Source organism: Actinoalloteichus caeruleus (assembly GCF_049311605.1).
Taxonomy (GTDB): Bacteria; Actinomycetota; Actinomycetes; order Mycobacteriales; family Pseudonocardiaceae; genus Actinoalloteichus_B; species Actinoalloteichus_B caeruleus.
In genome coordinates, this window is the sequence record NZ_CP186005.1 from 5,876,788 (window position 1) to 5,892,575 (window position 15,788).

General features: G+C 71.2%; 14 protein-coding genes and 1 tRNA gene. 6 read left to right on the forward strand and 9 right to left on the reverse strand.

Features of this window, described 5'->3' with window-relative positions; genetic code table 11:
• Positions 1–88 precede the first annotated feature (88 nt).
• A complete protein-coding gene (locus ACOJVX_RS24355; protein WP_422647109.1) occupies positions 89–271 on the forward strand; it encodes a hypothetical protein in 183 nt (60 codons plus the stop codon).
• A 294-nt stretch (positions 272–565) separates the two neighbouring features.
• Here ACOJVX_RS24355 and ACOJVX_RS24360 read toward each other — a convergent pair whose 3' ends face one another.
• From ACOJVX_RS24360 to ACOJVX_RS24385, 6 genes are all read right to left on the reverse strand, one after another.
• On the reverse strand, positions 566–772 hold the full coding sequence (locus ACOJVX_RS24360) for a DUF397 domain-containing protein (RefSeq protein ID WP_026065773.1): 207 nt from the start codon (positions 770–772) through the stop codon (positions 566–568).
• A gap of 26 nt (positions 773–798) precedes the next feature.
• The gene (locus tag ACOJVX_RS24365; protein ID WP_418154707.1) at positions 799–1,110 is read right to left on the reverse strand and encodes a Scr1 family TA system antitoxin-like transcriptional regulator; all 312 of its coding nucleotides are present in this window, start codon (positions 1,108–1,110) and stop codon (positions 799–801) included.
• 143 nt (positions 1,111–1,253) lie between these two features.
• Entirely contained in the window at positions 1,254–2,423 is a 1,170-nt protein-coding gene (locus ACOJVX_RS24370) for an erythromycin esterase family protein (protein ID WP_337662249.1), read from the reverse strand.
• A 436-nt stretch (positions 2,424–2,859) separates the two neighbouring features.
• A tRNA-Lys gene (locus ACOJVX_RS24375) sits at positions 2,860–2,932 on the reverse strand.
• Positions 2,933–3,032: 100 nt separating this feature from the next.
• Positions 3,033–3,962: an AEC family transporter gene (locus ACOJVX_RS24380; RefSeq protein WP_016697506.1), complete on the reverse strand. Its 930-nt coding sequence runs from the start codon at positions 3,960–3,962 to the stop codon at positions 3,033–3,035.
• A gap of 51 nt (positions 3,963–4,013) precedes the next feature.
• On the reverse strand, positions 4,014–4,961 hold the full coding sequence (locus tag ACOJVX_RS24385; protein ID WP_026419665.1) for a DMT family transporter: 948 nt from the start codon (positions 4,959–4,961) through the stop codon (positions 4,014–4,016).
• Positions 4,962–5,368: 407 nt separating this feature from the next.
• Here ACOJVX_RS24385 and dusB point away from each other — a divergent pair, with 407 nt between their 5' ends.
• The 5 genes from dusB to ACOJVX_RS24410 all read left to right on the forward strand — a co-directional run bounded on the left by dusB (position 5,369) and on the right by ACOJVX_RS24410 (position 13,090).
• Positions 5,369–6,511 (forward strand): tRNA dihydrouridine synthase DusB, encoded by a 1,143-nt coding sequence (gene dusB, locus ACOJVX_RS24390; RefSeq protein WP_016697503.1) that lies wholly within the window; start codon positions 5,369–5,371, stop codon positions 6,509–6,511.
• A 539-nt stretch (positions 6,512–7,050) separates the two neighbouring features.
• Positions 7,051–7,854 (forward strand): GGDEF domain-containing protein, encoded by an 804-nt coding sequence (locus ACOJVX_RS24395; RefSeq protein ID WP_051314165.1) that lies wholly within the window; start codon positions 7,051–7,053, stop codon positions 7,852–7,854.
• Between the two features lie 211 nt (positions 7,855–8,065).
• Entirely contained in the window at positions 8,066–11,353 is a 3,288-nt protein-coding gene (locus ACOJVX_RS24400) for an LCP family protein (RefSeq protein ID WP_422647110.1), read from the forward strand.
• Positions 11,354–11,438: 85 nt separating this feature from the next.
• A complete protein-coding gene (gene phoU / locus ACOJVX_RS24405) occupies positions 11,439–12,095 on the forward strand; it encodes a phosphate signaling complex protein PhoU (protein WP_026419669.1) in 657 nt (218 codons plus the stop codon).
• A gap of 146 nt (positions 12,096–12,241) precedes the next feature.
• Complete coding sequence (locus ACOJVX_RS24410; protein WP_245588873.1) at positions 12,242–13,090, forward strand: helix-turn-helix domain-containing protein; 849 nt, start codon at positions 12,242–12,244, stop codon at positions 13,088–13,090.
• Positions 13,091–13,138: 48 nt separating this feature from the next.
• Here the strand turns inward: ACOJVX_RS24410 and pstB are convergent, their stop codons facing one another.
• From pstB to pstC, 3 genes are read right to left on the reverse strand one after another with little or no spacing between them, the layout of a single operon-like run.
• Positions 13,139–13,915 (reverse strand): phosphate ABC transporter ATP-binding protein PstB, encoded by a 777-nt coding sequence (gene pstB / locus ACOJVX_RS24415; RefSeq protein ID WP_422647111.1) that lies wholly within the window; start codon positions 13,913–13,915, stop codon positions 13,139–13,141.
• Between the two features lie 16 nt (positions 13,916–13,931).
• On the reverse strand, positions 13,932–14,843 hold the full coding sequence (pstA, locus tag ACOJVX_RS24420) for a phosphate ABC transporter permease PstA (protein WP_026419672.1): 912 nt from the start codon (positions 14,841–14,843) through the stop codon (positions 13,932–13,934).
• A 5-nt stretch (positions 14,844–14,848) separates the two neighbouring features.
• On the reverse strand, positions 14,849–15,754 hold the full coding sequence (pstC, locus tag ACOJVX_RS24425) for a phosphate ABC transporter permease subunit PstC (RefSeq protein ID WP_035273710.1): 906 nt from the start codon (positions 15,752–15,754) through the stop codon (positions 14,849–14,851).
• Between the last annotated feature and the right edge of the window lie 34 nt (positions 15,755–15,788).

Below are 15,788 nucleotides of genomic sequence, written 5' to 3' on the forward strand. Positions count from 1 at the left end.
CACCGGCGACGGTTCGTGCGCGTCGGTCGCGACGGAGGTGGTCGCCCGTCCTGGGCGGCGATCCCACCTCCCCAAGGACGGCCCGGCCGTGACCCGCTGGCCGCGATCGCCCAACGGCGGAGAGACGACCCGGGACGGGCGGGGGAGGGAACGGGGCTGGGCGGCCGAACCGGACGCGGTGGACGCGGCGGGCACGAACGTGCCGGGCCCGCTCAACCTCCTGACCGGTGCCGCCGCCGATCGCCGCCCGCAGGGGTGGTGCCGCTGGTGATCGGGGCCATCGTCGTGCACGGCGGGAGGTGGGAGTTCGACCCCGTGGCCGGGGTCGTCGCCTGGACCCGGTTCGGCCCGGTGCCCTGCTGATCCGGTGACGGAACCCGGGTCGGCGCCGACCCGCCGACCACCCGGATCGACGCGATGTCGACCGGAGCACCGGCGAGGTGGGATTCGCTTCACCGATGGGACATCGAGCCGCCCGACGGTGCGCCGGGGCCGGTCCGGTGGACCCGAGGGGTTCGGACAGGAAGGGGTGGGACGCCCGCCCCGGCAACCTCGAGGAGCTGGACTAGGCGCTACCCGCTCTGCCCGCCTTGACCGCCGCGAGGAAGGTGTTCCAGGAACGTTCGCTCACGATCAGGATGCCGCCGTCCCGGTCCTTCGTGTCGCGGATCGCGGCGCCGCCGCCCACAGGCGCGATTTCGACGCAGGAGCCGTTGCTCGCGGTGTAGCTGCTGGTACGCCATCGGAGCTGGCCGGGGTCCACTGGAACCATCGCAGCCACCTCCTCTCCTTGTCTGGTCACCGGTATCGTTCAACCAGTTTAGAGATCAGCTCGCGGGACGACCCCGGATCCCGTGCGACGTCGCGCAACCGCTGGTACGCGGCGGCATACTCCTGGATGACGGTGATGTCCTCGGGGTAGGTCGCTCCGGCGAAGTCGTCGAGGTAGAGCATCGTGCCTCGTTCGGGCAGCTTCAACAAGGTGAACCGCGCTCCGGCGACGAACGACTCGTCGTGGTTGGACGTGGGTTCGGGCCGAAAGGGCAGTACGCGGATGTCGACGTTCGCGCGCTCGCCGATGTCGAGCAGGTGCGCCAGCTGGGCTGCCATGACCATCTCAGCCGCCGCTGCCCCTGCTCCGGCCGCTGTACGGGGCAGCCGCCGCGGTACACCGCCGCCCAGACCTGGGTCGAGGTCACCCGCTGGCTGGCATGCCCACCCCTTGCCCGGGTTTCGTAGGAGCGGCCGGGACGTCATTCGTCGGCGAGTGGACGGATGGGCGTGATCGTCGGGATGTACACGAGCGCGTCGAAGCTCCCGGTGAGGGAGGGCAGGTCGAAGTAGTGCTCGTCATCGTCGGCGGGGTCGTACAGCCCGGAGATGAGCCTGGTCGGCCAGGAGCGGCCGAGGTCTCCCGCGACCGTCGCCGGGGGTGGTGTGCGCAGGTCGATGGTGCGCTCACCGTGCGCGCCGGCGAGTCGTGCGTCGATGGAGTCCGCGCGCGGAGCGGGGATCGTCGCTCTGGTGATGTGGCCCTGGCCGAAGGTGATGTGCACGGCGAGATACCGATCGTCCAACGCGGTGCGCAGGTGTGAACCGAGCATCGGGCCGGGGTGCGCGGCGATGTGGGCGCTGCCCTCCCACAGCACGATCCGCTCCCCGGTGCGGCGGTGGTGGTCCAGGAGCCGGTCGGCGGCCAGGTGTTCCTCGCGAGCCATGTCGTGGCCGACACCGATCGCGTTCGCGTGGAAGTCCACCACCGCGTCGAGGAGCTCCAGCGCGGCATCCCTCTCGCCGCTGGGCGCCAGCCTGGCCGTGTGGGCTCGGGCTGTGCGGGCCATCTCCACGAAGGGCGTGCCGGGGTGGGTGCCGCGTGCGCGCAGGACGTGCTCGCCGCTGCCGTGCGCGACGCGGATGACGTCGAGGAGCGCTTCGACCCTCACGGCCGTGCTGGCGTCGATCCCGGCCAGCAGGTCGACGACGCGGTCATAGTCCGAGGACAGGACGCGCGAGCTGGCCACGCCGACGATCCGCACCCGAGCACCGGTCCGGGTCCGGTTGAGCTCACGCAACCGGACCAGCGCGTCTCGCATCTCAACGACCTGCCACGGTCCCCACGCCTGGGCGAGCGCGCGGTCGAGGTCGATGTCCTCACCGGACACGTACCGGTCGTACAGGTCGGCGACGCGCTGGTTGTCGAGCACGGCGATGGTCGTGAACCCGCGCTCGACCAGGAGCCAGGTGGTGTCGGTGACGAAGGCGAACACCTCGTGGGCCTCGCGGGTGCTCACACCCAGGCCCACGATCACCGCCTCGCGGGCGGCCTCGGCGATCAGCTCCGGGCGCGCGCCGACAGGCTGCGTGGTGAGCCATGCGGCAACGGGAGGCGACGGGTCGGGCGGGAGGACTGGTGGCGTGCTCATACCAGCAGCCTCGTCTCTCAACATATGTTGAGGTCAAGGGGTGCGGCCGGATCACCTCAGCCGCGTCCACGGGCTGGCGGAGCTCAGGAGCCCGGTGCCGCGCCCGGCTCACCGAGCTCAGCCGAACCGGGCGAGTTCAGCTGGCCATTGAGGTCGGCCACCCGTTGCTCGGCCTGGCGTGGCGATCCGATCGCCGAGGCTGGTGCTCCGGTAGGGACTCGTCGGGTGCACCGCCGTGCCGGATGGGCACGTCGTCCCTTGTGTCGTTGCTCGTGTTCCCGGCGTGGTGGCCACCGGGCCTGACCGGCCGGTGCTCGGGGCTCGGCAGGGCACCACGATGGCGACGACACGGGAGCGGCCCCGCCCGATGCGGGAGAACGAGCTCGAACCCCGGCCAACGATCCCATCGGCAAGGGTTCGAGCCTCGTGCGCGAGGTGGGGCGCCTGGGGCTCGAACCCAGAACCTACGGATTAAAAGTCCGCAGCTCTACCAATTGAGCTAACGCCCCGCGCTGGCATTCTAGACCACCGCGACGCGCCCGGGGTTCCTGGAGCGCGGTGGCCGGGGCTCGGCCCCGGCTCCCATCTCGCCGAGGCGCTCCTCCGGGGTCAGCCGGGGGCCAGGAGGGCGGTGATGGTGACGATCACCGGCACCGAGACCACCGTGGTGATGAGGATGGCGTCCCGGGCCAGGTCGACGGCCCGGTCGTAGCGGATGGCGTACACGAAGATGTTCTGCGCGGTGGGCAGGGCCGCGGTGATGGTCGCGGCGAGCAGCATGGTCCCCTCCAGTCCGAGCGCGTAGCGGGCGAGGAGGAAGGCCACGACCGGTTGCAGCAGGTTCTTCAGCGCCACGGCGGTCCACAGGTCCCGCTTGTACCGGCCGCTGCCGGGGCGGCCTCCGCCGTGCAGCGAGATCCCGAACGCCAACAGCATCGCCGGAACCGCCATCGCGCCGACCAGCTGGAACGGCTGGAGCACCAGCTCGGGCAGCGGGAGGCCCGCCAGCGCCACCCCCAGCCCGAGGAATGACGCGATGGTCACCGGGTTGCGCAGCGGCTGGGCGAAGACGCGCCACAGGGAACGCCGCCGCCCGGCGGTCGCCGTGTCGAGCACGGCGAACGACAGGGGCGTCATGACGACGAGCTGGAAGATCATGATCGGTGCGGCGTAGGCGGCGTCCCCGAGCACGTAGACCGAGATGGGGATGCCGAGGTTCCCGGCGTTGACGTAGCTCGCGGTGAGCGCGCCGATCGTGGTCTCCGCGACGGAACGCCGCAGTACCAGCCAGCTGACGAGGACGAAGACGAGCGCGGCGACCACGGTGCTGGCGACGGTGACCACGAGCGTGGGGGAGAAGACCGTTCCCACGTCGGCGGTGGCGAGCGTCTCGAAGAGCAACGCGGGAGTCGCGACGAAGAAGGCCAGTGTGGACAGCACGTCCCGACCGGACGGCCCCAGGGTCCCGGTGCGACCGAGGAGGTAGCCGATCCCGATGACCACCGCGATGACGCTGAACCCGGCGATGACGCCCTGCACCGCACTCCTCCCGTTCCTCGGCCCTCCGCTCGCCCCGGCACCCGGAGCGGGTCAGGCCGGTGGCGTGCCGGCCAGCACCGCCCTGCGCCCCACGCGTTCGTGCCACCCCAGCGCGGTGATCGCGGTGATCACGACGACGAACCCGATCCACTGGGTGGCGACTAGGTGCTCGCCGAGCACCGTGACGCCGATGAACGCCGCGGTGGCGGGGAAGGCGAGTTCGGCGAGGGTCGCCCTGGCGGCCGGTGTCCCCCGCAGCCCCAGGTAGTACACGCTGAGCGAGATCAGCCCGGGGATCAGCGCGAGCAGGATGAGACCGACCGCGTTCTCCCAGCCCACCGCGAGGGGATCGCCCTGGACGGTGAGCACCGCCAGTGCGGCGGGCAGCCCGAGCCCGAAGCGGAGGACCGTGACGTCACGGGCTGGGATCGAACGGCTCACCACCCGCCCGAGCACGGTGCCAGCGGCCCACAGCACCGCCGCCCCGATCGCCAGCAGGGCTGGCTGGAGGGCGCTGATCTGGACGGACAGCGGGTCGGGGAAGCTGAGCAGCCAGGCTCCGGCCAACGCGGGGAGCGCGAAGGCCCAGTAGCGGGCCCGCACCCGTTCCCCGAGCAGGAGGTAGGCGGCCAGGACGGCGAACAGGGGTTGCAGCTTCTGGAGCACCAGTGGCGTGATCCCATCGCCCACCGCGAAGGCCGCGGTGAACAACGCCGTGGCCAGCGCCGAGGAGCCGACGCCGATGGTCACCATCGCCACCCGCTCCCGGACCCCGGAGCGGCGGAAGGCCCGCACGGCGCTCGGCAGGAACGGCAGCATCACCAGCACGATGATCAGGTGTTCCCAGAACACCACCGAGGAGGCGGGCAGGGTCTCGGCCAGCGGTTTGCGCAGGAGCCCGTCCGTGCCCCACAGCGCGGCGGCGCAGGCGACCAACCAGGTCCGGTCTCCGGTTCCCGAGGTGCGGGCTCCGCCCGCTGTCTCCCCTGCCGTCGTCACTCGAACACGGTAATCACCGAGGCCAGGGGACATTTCGGGCTCCGGCGCGCGCCCACTCCTCCGCCGGCGGGGCACTGGTCGACGCCCACCGCCGCTGACCAGGTACGACGGAGGCTGGACCACGCGGGACGGCGGCCGTTCCGGCCGATCGGGAGTGATGCGGGGCGCAAAGCGACAACGGTCACTGCCCGGTCCGCGCCCGCGGTGTCCCGTCCGCCGCCCTGGCCGGTCCACGACAGGGCGCGGATCCTCGGGTCCTCGTGCCGCCGGGCGCCGCCCCGCTCGGCGTCGAGGAACGCGGTCGGCCTGGGCTCGACGAACGCTGTCGGCCGGAGGCGGCCCGTCGGCCCGCCCACCGACCAGCCCTCCACCCGTGGGGTGTCCCCTGTCACGGCCACAATGGGGACGTGACTACCGAGGCCCTGACCAAGCCAGCGCTGCGGATCGGCCCGCACGCGGTCGACCCGCCCGTGGTGCTCGCGCCGATGGCCGGCATCACCAACATCGCCTTCCGGCAGCTGTGCCGCGGCTACGGCGCGGGTCTCTACGTGTGCGAGATGATCACCTCGCGCGCCCTGGTCGAGCGCCACCCGGGGACGCTGCACATGATCCGGTTCGACGAGGACGAGCGCCCCCGCTCGATGCAGCTCTACGGCGTCGACCCGGTGACGATGGGGCGCGCGGTCCGCATGATCGTCGACGAGGACCTCGCCGACCACGTGGACATGAACTTCGGTTGCCCCGTCCCCAAGGTGACCAGGCAGGGTGGTGGCGCGGCGCTGCCGTTCAAACGTCGGCTGTTCGCCTCCATCGTCCGGGCCGCCGTCCGCGAGGCCGCCCCCGCCGGGATTCCCGTGACCGTGAAGTTCCGGGTCGGTATCGACGCCGACCACACGACGTTCCTCGACGCTGGTCGGATCGCCGAGGAGGAGGGCGCGGCGGCGGTGGCCCTCCACGCCAGGACCGCCGCGCAGCGGTACTCCGGCACCGCCGACTGGACGCGGATCGCCGAGCTCAAACAGGCCGTGCGCACCATTCCCGTACTCGGCAACGGCGACATCTTCAGCGCCGACGACGCGCTGCGCATGGTCCGGGAAACCGGTTGTGACGGGGTGGTGGTGGGGCGGGGCTGCCTCGGACGCCCCTGGCTGTTCCGCGATCTGGAGGCGGTGTTCGCCGGTCGTCCGGTGCCGCCCGCTCCCAGGCTCGGCGAGGTGGCGGGGGTGCTGCTCCGCCACGCGGAACTGCTGGCGGACCACCTCGGGGAGGACAAGGCCTGCCGCGACCTGCGCAAGCACATGTCCTGGTACCTGCGCGGGTTCCCGGTGGGCAACGACCTGCGCCGGTCCTTCGGGCTCATCACGAGCATCGCCGAGCTCACCGACCTGCTGGGCAGGCTGGACGCGTCCGCCCCGTTCCCCTCGGACGCCGAGGGACCGAGAGGCCGGCAGGGCTCGGCCGGCAAGGTGGCCCTGCCCGCCGGTTGGCTGAACGACGCCGAGGACGACACCGTGCCAGCGGGAGCCGAGATCGACCACTCGGGAGGATGACCGGGCTCGCTCGAACGAGTGGGATTCGGCCGGTAAACCCGGATTACGGCACCGGAGTGTCGCCTGGCAATCCATCCATCGCACAGTGACAGCGCTGGGCGCGGGCAGGAGACTGGGCGGTGGGCCGGGAAGCGACCTCCACTCCGACCCGCCGCCGAACCCCCAGCGTCCGTCGGCCGCGGCTCCCGACGAACGAACCGCGCCCCGAGGAGGCGGCCGCCGCGGTGGCCGCCGCCACGACCTCCACCGGGAGGATGAGGGCACCCACGATCAGCCCAACAGGACCCCGACGGACGTCGCCACGACGGTCAGCCAGATGAGCGAAATCGAAACTTCACTGCGATGGCGCCTCAAGCGACACCGTCGGAGAGTCGACACCTCAGACATGTAGGGAGGTGTGTGCGGTGACCGTACTGCAACCCGATGTCAGCGAGTCCGGACCGGGGCGTGAGCGAGGGCAGACGGGCACGGGCGCTGCCGCCGGCTCTCGGGACGGCGGGCCCAGGCGACGCGGAGAGCGGGCGCACCACCTCGCCGACATGATCGACACCTCGGGTCTCGTCCGCCTGCACGAGTCCATCGCGGCGCTCCACGCCTCGCGGGGGCAGTGGCGGGAGGCGTACCAGCACCTGCGGTCCGCGCTCGACCTGGCGAGCACCGAGGGTTCCGAGCCCATCCGGGTACCGGAACAGCTCCGCAGGGAGGTCGACCGCCTGCGGCGGGAACACGCCGAGGTGCACGAGCAGAGCCTGCGGGACGACCTGACGGCCAGCTACAACCGCCGGTACCTCGACCAGCGCCTCGTCGGCATGCTGGCCGACCTCGGCCGGGCCGGGACCCCCGGTCGGGGGCTCGCGGTGGCCCTGGTCGATCTGGACCTCTTCAAGCAGGTGAACGACACCTACGGACACCTGGTCGGTGACCGGGTGCTCCAGCGCGTCGTCGACCTGTTGCAGGAAGGACTCCCGGGCGAGGCGTTCTGCGCCCGGTACGGAGGCGAGGAGTTCGTGTTGGTGCTGCCCGACATCGACGAGGCCACCGCCGTGGCCGTCTGCGAGACCGCCCGGGCTCGTATCGAGCGGCACCCGTGGCAGCAGTTGACGGCGGGTCTCCGGGTGACGGTGAGCATCGGGCTCGCCCACCAGCCCCGGCCGGCGGAGGGCGCCGCGAGACCTCCGGAGAACCACGAGGAGCAGTTGCTCCAGGCCGACAGCCTGTTGTACACGGCGAAGCAGTCCGGCCGGAACGCCGTCGCCTACCGGGACCAGGGCCGGGCTCGGCTCGCCGGGGCGGCCGGCGGCCGCCGTACCGTGGTGCAACCCCGGGTGGTCGGGTACTACTGATTGTCAGGGGTTGTTCGCCTTTCCGGTCAGCCGATCCGCGCCGTGCGCGGAGGGTGACGGTTCTCCGGGAATGCTTCGCGGCCGAACGGCGTAGCCGTACCATCGCCTGGCGGACGGCTCACCCGTTCGGGCAACCTGCTCGGTAGCTCGGCGTCTATACGCATGGCGAGTCAGACCGCCACGTTCCTGTCACCAGAGGGAAGGAGACCCGGTGGCCGACGATCCTCGTCCCGGTGGTTTCCGCTCTCGGCGCTCCCAGGACTCCGGTTCGTCCGAGGACCGGCCCCGGCGCCGCCGCGCGCGGTACACCGAGCCACCCACCGGCCGCCGCCGTCGCTCGATGGAGGACACCGGCGGCACCTCCGTCTCCGACCTGCTCGCCAGACACCGCACCGGAGCGCCGGACCAGCTCGAGGACGAGGAACCCGCCTTACGAGCGGATCAACCCGGGTCGTCCTTCGAGGACTCCCACGCTGAGCCATCCCCGTACGGCGAGCCGGACCCCTACGCCGAGCCCTATGACGAGGCGCCGACGCACTACTCCGACGCCAGCTCCTACCCCGGTGCCCCCTCGTACACAGAGGACCCCTCGTACACGGAGGACCCCTCGTACACCGAGGGGCGGGCGTACGAGGAGGAGCGGGCGGAGGAGCCGGCCCGCCGATCCCGGCGCGCGGCACGGGAAACGCCGGCCGTCCCCGAGGAACGACCGGAGAAGCTGGGGCGCCGGGCCCGGCGCGCGGCGAGGGACACCGAGACCGAGCAGCGGCTCTCCTCCCGGCACCAGGCTCCCAGCCCTCAGGAACCCGAGCACCAGGACGAGCGGCCGGCCGGGCCGCTCGCACCCCCGCCCGGGCGACGAGCGCGGCCTCCGGCCGGCGGACTCGGATCCGCCCGGCGCGCGCAGCAGCGACCGGCGCCGAGGCCGGACCCCGCTCCCCCGGCCCGCCCGGCCGACGCCGATCTCGACGACGCGCCGACGACCGTCTGGGAGGCCGAGACCCCGCTGGACGCGGCCGAACCTCCCGCGCGTCCACCCGCACCGCCGCGCAGGCCACTGGGCCAGCAGGGCAGGTCAAGGCCGAGCAAGCTGGGTCGCCGCCCGGCGCCTCCCCCGCCCGACACCCCGCCGCCCGTGGTGGAGGACCAGGACACTCCTGATCTGACGCAGGAGATGCCGGCGGTTCAGCGAGCGACTCGACCGGGCCCGCCAGCACCGCCGACCGGGCAGCCGCCGACCGGGCGGGCTCCAGCGGGGCAGGCTGCGGCGGGGCAGGCTTCCTCGAACCCCCGGCTACCCACGGTTCCCGACGACGGCGACCGCGCCGGCCCGCCAGGACGTCAGCGCCCCGCGCCCAGCGGCCGCCCGCCGGCCCCGGGGGGTGGTGGCCCGCGTCCCGGGCCGCGCCCCCCCGGAGCGGGAGCCGGGGCCGCCGGAGTGGGCTCGCCGCAGCCGGGAGACCCCGCCGGGCCGCACCAGGACCCTGGCCCCCGTTCCAACCCCAACGTGCCCAGGCCACCCCGGCCGGCCCCGCCGCCCGAGTACGACGACGGTCCGAAGACCGAGGAGACCGTCCTCACCCACCGCACCCGGTCCATCGACGCGACCCTCGCGCGGTTCTCCGCCGTGCACGACGAACTCGCCGAGGAGGAACAGGAGCGCGAGAAGAAGCGCAGGAAGCGGCTCGGCAAGCTCATCAGCAAGCTGGAGCCCCAGGACCAGTACGCGGACCTGGACAGCGCCGTCGAGAAGTTCGACCCGTCGACGAAACCTCGGATGTCCGAGGCGGACGCCCAGGGATCGGCCCCCGCCGATCCGGACCGGACCGAGGTGCACCAGGACGGTCTGGTCGACGACGCGGACGAGCGGCCTGGGGAGACGAGCGGGAAGGACGACGACCGGGACGACACCGGCTCGGAGGAACGGAAACCGAAGGCGGCCGCCAAGGCGGTGGTCGGCAAGCTGGTCGCGTTCAGCGGCTTGCGCTCCCCCCATTCCAGCCGCGCCAGGGTGGTCGGCAAGGGCGTCGCACTCGCGGCGGCGGTCACCACGTTCCTGGCCACCGGGTTCGGCTGGGGCGCGCGGGGCTGGGTCGACAACCAGTTCTCCCATGTGTCCGCACTGGACACCGAGTCCGACGCGATCGCGGACCCCGACAAGCAGTACGGCGACGAGAACTTCCTGATCGTGGGTTCGGACAGCCGGTACGGCGCCACCGAGGAGGACAACGCGGGCACCGTGGAGGACGCCGACGGCGACCGGGCCGACACCACGATGCTCGCCCACATCCCCGCCGACCGGGAGCGGCTGGTGATCGTGTCCTTCCCCCGGGACCTCGAGGTGGATCGCCCGGAGTGCGACCGGTGGAACCCGGAGACCCGCGACTACACCGAGGAGCTCGTCGGCCCGGCCACCCAGGTGAAGCTCAACGCGGTGTACGCCGTCGGCGGGCCCCGGTGCATGGTGAAGACCATCCAGAACATCACGACCCTGAAGATGACGAACTTCGTCGGCCTCGACTTCGGGGGCTTCCGCGAGATGGTGGACGCGGTCGACGGCGTGGACGTCTGCGTCGAGGCGCCGATGATCGACCAGGAGCTGGGCACGATCCTCCCGGAGGCGGGCTGGCAGACGATCACCGGCTCGACGGCGCTGAACTTCGTGCGGGCCAGGAAGGTCCAGGGCGACGTGACCTCGGACTACGGGCGCATGCACCGGCAGCAGCTGTTCCTGTCCTCGCTGCTGCGCAAGGTCACCTCGGGCGACGTGCTGCTGGACCCCTCGCGTCTCACCGACTTCGTCGGCACCTTCGCGAGGAACACCTACGGCGACAACCTGAGCACCGACGGCCTGCTCAGCCTCGCGCAGTCCATGCAGGGCCTGGACACCGGCCGGGTCACCTTCGTCACGCTTCCGACCGTCGGGGAATCCAACGAGCGGGGCAACGAGGTGATGATCCAGGAGGCCGTGGACGCGTTGTTCCGCGCGATCATCGAGGACGTCCCGCTGCCCGGCGAGGACGTCGACGAGGCGGAGGGCGAGGACGCCGCCGAGAACCAGGCCGAGGGCGCGGGTGCTGGCGGTCCCGACCTGGTCGACCCCACCGGCATCAAGATCCAGGTGCTCAACGGCAGCTCGATCTCCGGAGCGGCCACCACGGCGTCCACCGCGCTCGCGGCGGCGGGCTTCGAGATCGTCACAAGCACCAACGCCCCTGAGCAGGTCGAGGGCACCCTGGTGCTGTACTCGGCCGAGTTCCACGCCCAGGCGGCGACGCTGGCCGCGATGGTCCCGGGAGCGGAGTTGCGGGAGGACCCGGCGCTGGGTGGCGCCATCCAGCTGGTCATCGGCCCGAACTTCACCGGGGTCGAGTCGGCGCCGCCGGTCTCGCCATCCGCGACGGGAGGCGCCGAGGGCACCTCGGGCAGCGAGGAGCCCCAGCTCCCCGGCAACCTGGACACGGTGAACGCCGGCCAGGAGATCTGCGGTATCCGCTGATCAGGGCGCGGCCGATCGGAGGAGGTTCATCGCTCGTTCACCCGCGCATTCCGTGTGCGGCACTCCGATTACGTATGGTGGGTGCATGCGTGAGGCCTACCAGGACCAGCTTGACCAGCTCGCGGACGCGCTCGCCCGCATGTGTGAGATGGATGCCACGGCGATCGAGCTCGCCACCAAAGCACTGCTGGACGCGGACCTCACGCTCGCCGAGCAGGTGATCGGCGACGACGCGAAGATCGACGAGGCGAGGTCGGACTGCGAGGAGCACGCCTTCGCGCTGCTCGCCCTCCAGGCTCCGGTGGCGGGCGACCTGCGCAACGTCATCAGCGCGATCCACGCGGCCGAGAGCCTGGAGCGGATGGGTGACCTCGCGCTGCACGTCGCGAAGGCCGCTCGCCGCCGCCACCCGCAGCCCGTGCTGCCGGACGAGGTCCGCCCCTACTTCGTGGAGATGGGCCGCGTCGCCGTCGAACTCGCCAAGCAGGCCGAGCAGGTCATCAGGACCAGGAACATCAGCCTGGCGCGCCAGCTCGAGGAGGCCGACGACGAGATGGACGACCTGCACCGGCACCTCTTCACCGTGCTGATGCAGCAGAGCTGGCCGCACGGCCTGCCCGCGGCAGTGGACATCACCCTGCTGGGCCGCTTCTACGAGCGGTTCGCCGACCACGCCGTCTCGGTCGCCCGTCGGGTGATCTTCGTCGTGACGGGCGAGCCGCCGCACCCCACCAACGACTGAGGCCCAGCGGCCGCGCGCTGTTAGTAGCAGCGGCTGCGAGCACGGGGTACCGCCGTCCCCGGCGTTTTGTTCCGCCGCCCGCGTGAACCGTGTGCGATGCTGACTCGGGTCGCTGGGATCTTGTCGGGTGACTTCGAGGGGGACTCGTGGGCGGTAATCCGACGCTGGACAGACGCCGGCTTGGCACGGAACTCCGCGGCCTCCGCGAGGCGGCTGGTAAGACCCACCGCGAGGTCGCCGCCCACCTCGACTGCTCCCAGGGCAAGATCAGCCAGATCGAGCTGGGCAAGGTCCCCGTCCGCACCTCCGACGTCCGGCTCATGCTCGAGTTCTACGGCGCGGCGGCGGACGAGTTCGAGCGCCTGCGCACCCTGGCGAGCGAGTCGAAGCGGGTTGGCTGGTGGCAGGAGTACGGGAAGATCCTCCAGCCCGGCTTCGACACCTACATCGGGTTGGAGGCCGGGGCGACGGCGCTCCGGTCCTTCCACTCCGACGTGGTGCCCAGCCTGCTCCAGACCGAGGAGTACGCCCGGTGCAGCATGGCGGCGGGCGCCGACCCGGGCTGCGCGACCGGGCGGCTGTTGCGCGTGCAGCAGCGGCGCCAGGAACGGCTGGCCGCGCCGGAGCCCCTCGACCTGCGGGTGGTGATCGACGAGGGTGCGCTGCGCCGCTTCGTCGGCGGCCCCGGGGTCCTGCGGGCCCAGCTCGAACACCTGGTGCTGGTGTCCTACCGCCGGAACGTCACGGTCCGCGTGCTGCCGTTCAGCGCCGGCGAGCACCCCCTGCTCGGTGACAACGTGACCTACGTCGAGTTGCCGGACCCCGCCAACCCCGCCGTGGTCTTCCTCCAGAACTCGGCCGCCTGCACCTTCCTGGACAAGCCTGCGCAGACCCGGCGGTACGCGACGGCCCTCGACCAGCTGGAGAAACTGGCCCTCGACCCCAGGGACTCGATCAGGCTGATCGCCGGGGTCGCCGACGGGATCGGGGGTTGAGGCCCACCGTCCCGCCGGCGGCGGGCGGACCGCCTCGACCGGGTCGGATCAGCCGAAGCGGCCGGAGATGTAGTCCTCGGTGGCCCGCTGGCTGGGGTTGGAGAAGATCCTGCTGGTCTCGTCGATCTCGACCAAACGGCCCGGCTGCCCCACCCCGTGCAGGTTGAAGAAGGCGGTCTGGTCACTGACCCGCGCGGCCTGCTGCATGTTGTGGGTGACGATGACGATCGTGAAGTCCTGCTTGAGCTCGGTGATCAGGTCCTCGATGGCCAGGGTGGAGATCGGGTCGAGAGCCGAGCAGGGCTCGTCCATGAGCAGCACGTCCGGTTGGACGGCGATGGCCCTGGCGATGCAGAGCCGCTGCTGCTGTCCGCCGGACAGCCCACCACCGGGCTTGTTCATCCGGTCCTTGACCTCCTCCCAGAGGTTCGCGCCACGCAGCGACCGCTCACAGACCTCGTCGAGCTGCTGGCGGTTCTTCGTCCCCGCGAGCCGCAGCCCGGCCACAACGTTGTCGCGGATGGACATGGTCGGGAACGGGTTGGGCCGCTGGAAGACCATGCCGATGGTGCGGCGTACCTCGACCGGGTCCACGCCGGCGCCGTAGATGTCGGCGCCGTCGAGCAGGACGCTGCCGTCGACCCGCGCGCCGGGGATCACCTCGTGCATCCGGTTCAGCGAACGGAGCACGGTCGACTTCCCGCACCCCGAGGGGCCGATGAACGCCGTGACGCTGCGCGGCGGCACCGAGAGCGTCACGTTCTCCACGGCGTGGAACTTGCCGTAGTAGATGTTCAGGTCCTTGACGTCAATGCGCTTGGCCATCGTGATTACGTCCCGACTACTTGGTCTTGACCGCGGACAGCCTCGACACGAGGGTGGCGGCGAGATTGAAGAGCATGATGATCAGGATGAGGGTGAGCGCGGCTCCCCAGGTCCGGTTGAAGCCGGCGGCCTCCGGGTTGGTGAACTCCTTGACCATCAACAGCGGCAGGTTGGCCATGCTGCCCTCGAAGATGTCCATGTTGATCCGCGCCGAGTAGGCCATCAGGATCAGCGCGGGAGCGGTCTCACCCATGATCCGCGCGACGCCCAGCATGACGCCGGTGACGATACCGGAGAGGGCCGTCGGGATGACGACCTTGACGATCGTCTTCCACTTGGGGATGCCCAGGGCGTAGGAGGCCTCCCGCAACTCGTTGGGCACCACCCGCAGCATCTCCTCGGTGCTGCGCACGACCATCGGGATCATCAGCAGCAGCAACGCGAGGCAGTTCGCGAACGCGCTGCGGGAGAACCCGAAGATGCTGATCCAGACCGAGTACACGAACAGCGCGGCGACGATGGACGGCACGCCGGTGAGGATGTCCACCGTGAAGGTCGTCACCCGGGCGAAGCGGGTTCCGGCCCCGTACTCCACCAGGTAGATGCCGACCAGGATGCCGATGGGCACGGCGATCACGGCGGTGACGAGTCCCTGCGCGATGGTGCCGTAGATGGCGTGGTACGCGCCACCGAGGTCCTCGTTCGCCCGGACTCCCGAGAGGGAGTGGCTCCACCAGTCGGCTCGGAGCAGGCTCTCCATGCCCCGGCTCGCCACGGTCCACAGCACCCAGACCAGGGGGATGACCGCCACGACGAAGCACAGCGACACCATCACCGTGGCCGCGAGGTTCTTCGCCTTGCGTCCGGTGCTGATGCCCTGGAACGACGGGGGCTGGGCGGGGCGTTCCAGTTCGAGTTCGGTGCTCACTTCTCTCACTTCCCCGTCCGGCTGGTGGTGATCCAGCGAGCCAGCGCGTTCACCACGAAGGTGAGCACGAAGAGCACCAACCCGGCGGCGATGTAGGCCCCGGCGGAGATCTCGTTGTTGAACTCGGCGGCATCGTTGGCGATCTTCGACGCGATGGTGGCGTCCCCGTCGAACAGGGACAGCTCCGGGGCCCTCCCGGAGGCCCCCGAGAGGATCAGGTAGAGGGCGACGGTCTCACCGAGCGCCCGGCCGAGGCCCAACATCGAACCGCTGACGTACCCGGCGCGCCCGAAGGGCAGCACGGTGGTCCTGATGACCTCCCACCGGGTCGCGCCGAGCGCGAGCGCGCCCTCGATCTGGTCCTTGGGTGTCCGCTCGAAGATCTCGCGCGTGATGGCGGTGATGATCGGCAGGATCATGACCGCGAGGACGATGCCGGCCGTGAAGATCGTGCCGCCGCCACGGATGGAGACGTTGCCGTCGGAGAACAGCGGGAACCAACCGAGGTTGGTGTTCAGCCACTCGGCGGTCGGGACGAGCGCCGGGCCGAGCACCTGGAGCCCCCACAGGCCGAAGATGATCGAGGGCACCGCGGCGAGCAGGTCGATGATGTAGGCGAAGACCCGGGCCAGGGCCCTTGGCGCGTACTGGGTGAGGAACAGCGCGATGCCCAACGCCACCGGCATCGCCAGCACCAGCGCGAAGGCGGCGGTGGCGACCGTCACCCAGAGCAGGTAGAGGATGCCGAACCGCATGTCGTTCGGGTCCCCGGTGGTCCACTCACCGCTGGTGAGGAAGGAGACCTGGTTGGCCTGGAGCGAGGGGAGCGCCTGGAGCAGCAGGAAGATCCCGATCGCGGCGATGAGCGCCACCACGAAGCCGCCGGAGCCGAGCGCGAGGCCCCGGAACACGCGGTCGCCGGGACGCCGGACCGTGCCACCCCGA

What these genes read in the sequence shown, in the direction of transcription:
- ACOJVX_RS24360 (WP_026065773.1), bottom strand. Translation starts at nt 772, where the DNA reads ATGGTTCCAGTGGACCCCGGCCAGCTCCGATGGCGTACCAGCAGCTAC.
- ACOJVX_RS24365 (WP_418154707.1), bottom strand. Translation starts at nt 1,110, where the DNA reads ATGGCAGCCCAGCTGGCGCACCTGCTCGACATCGGCGAGCGCGCGAAC.
- ACOJVX_RS24370 (WP_337662249.1), bottom strand. Translation starts at nt 2,423, where the DNA reads ATGAGCACGCCACCAGTCCTCCCGCCCGACCCGTCGCCTCCCGTTGCC.
- ACOJVX_RS24395 (WP_051314165.1), top strand. Translation starts at nt 7,051, where the DNA reads ATGATCGACACCTCGGGTCTCGTCCGCCTGCACGAGTCCATCGCGGCG.
- phoU (WP_026419669.1), top strand. Translation starts at nt 11,439, where the DNA reads ATGCGTGAGGCCTACCAGGACCAGCTTGACCAGCTCGCGGACGCGCTC.
- pstB (WP_422647111.1), bottom strand. Translation starts at nt 13,915, where the DNA reads ATGGCCAAGCGCATTGACGTCAAGGACCTGAACATCTACTACGGCAAG.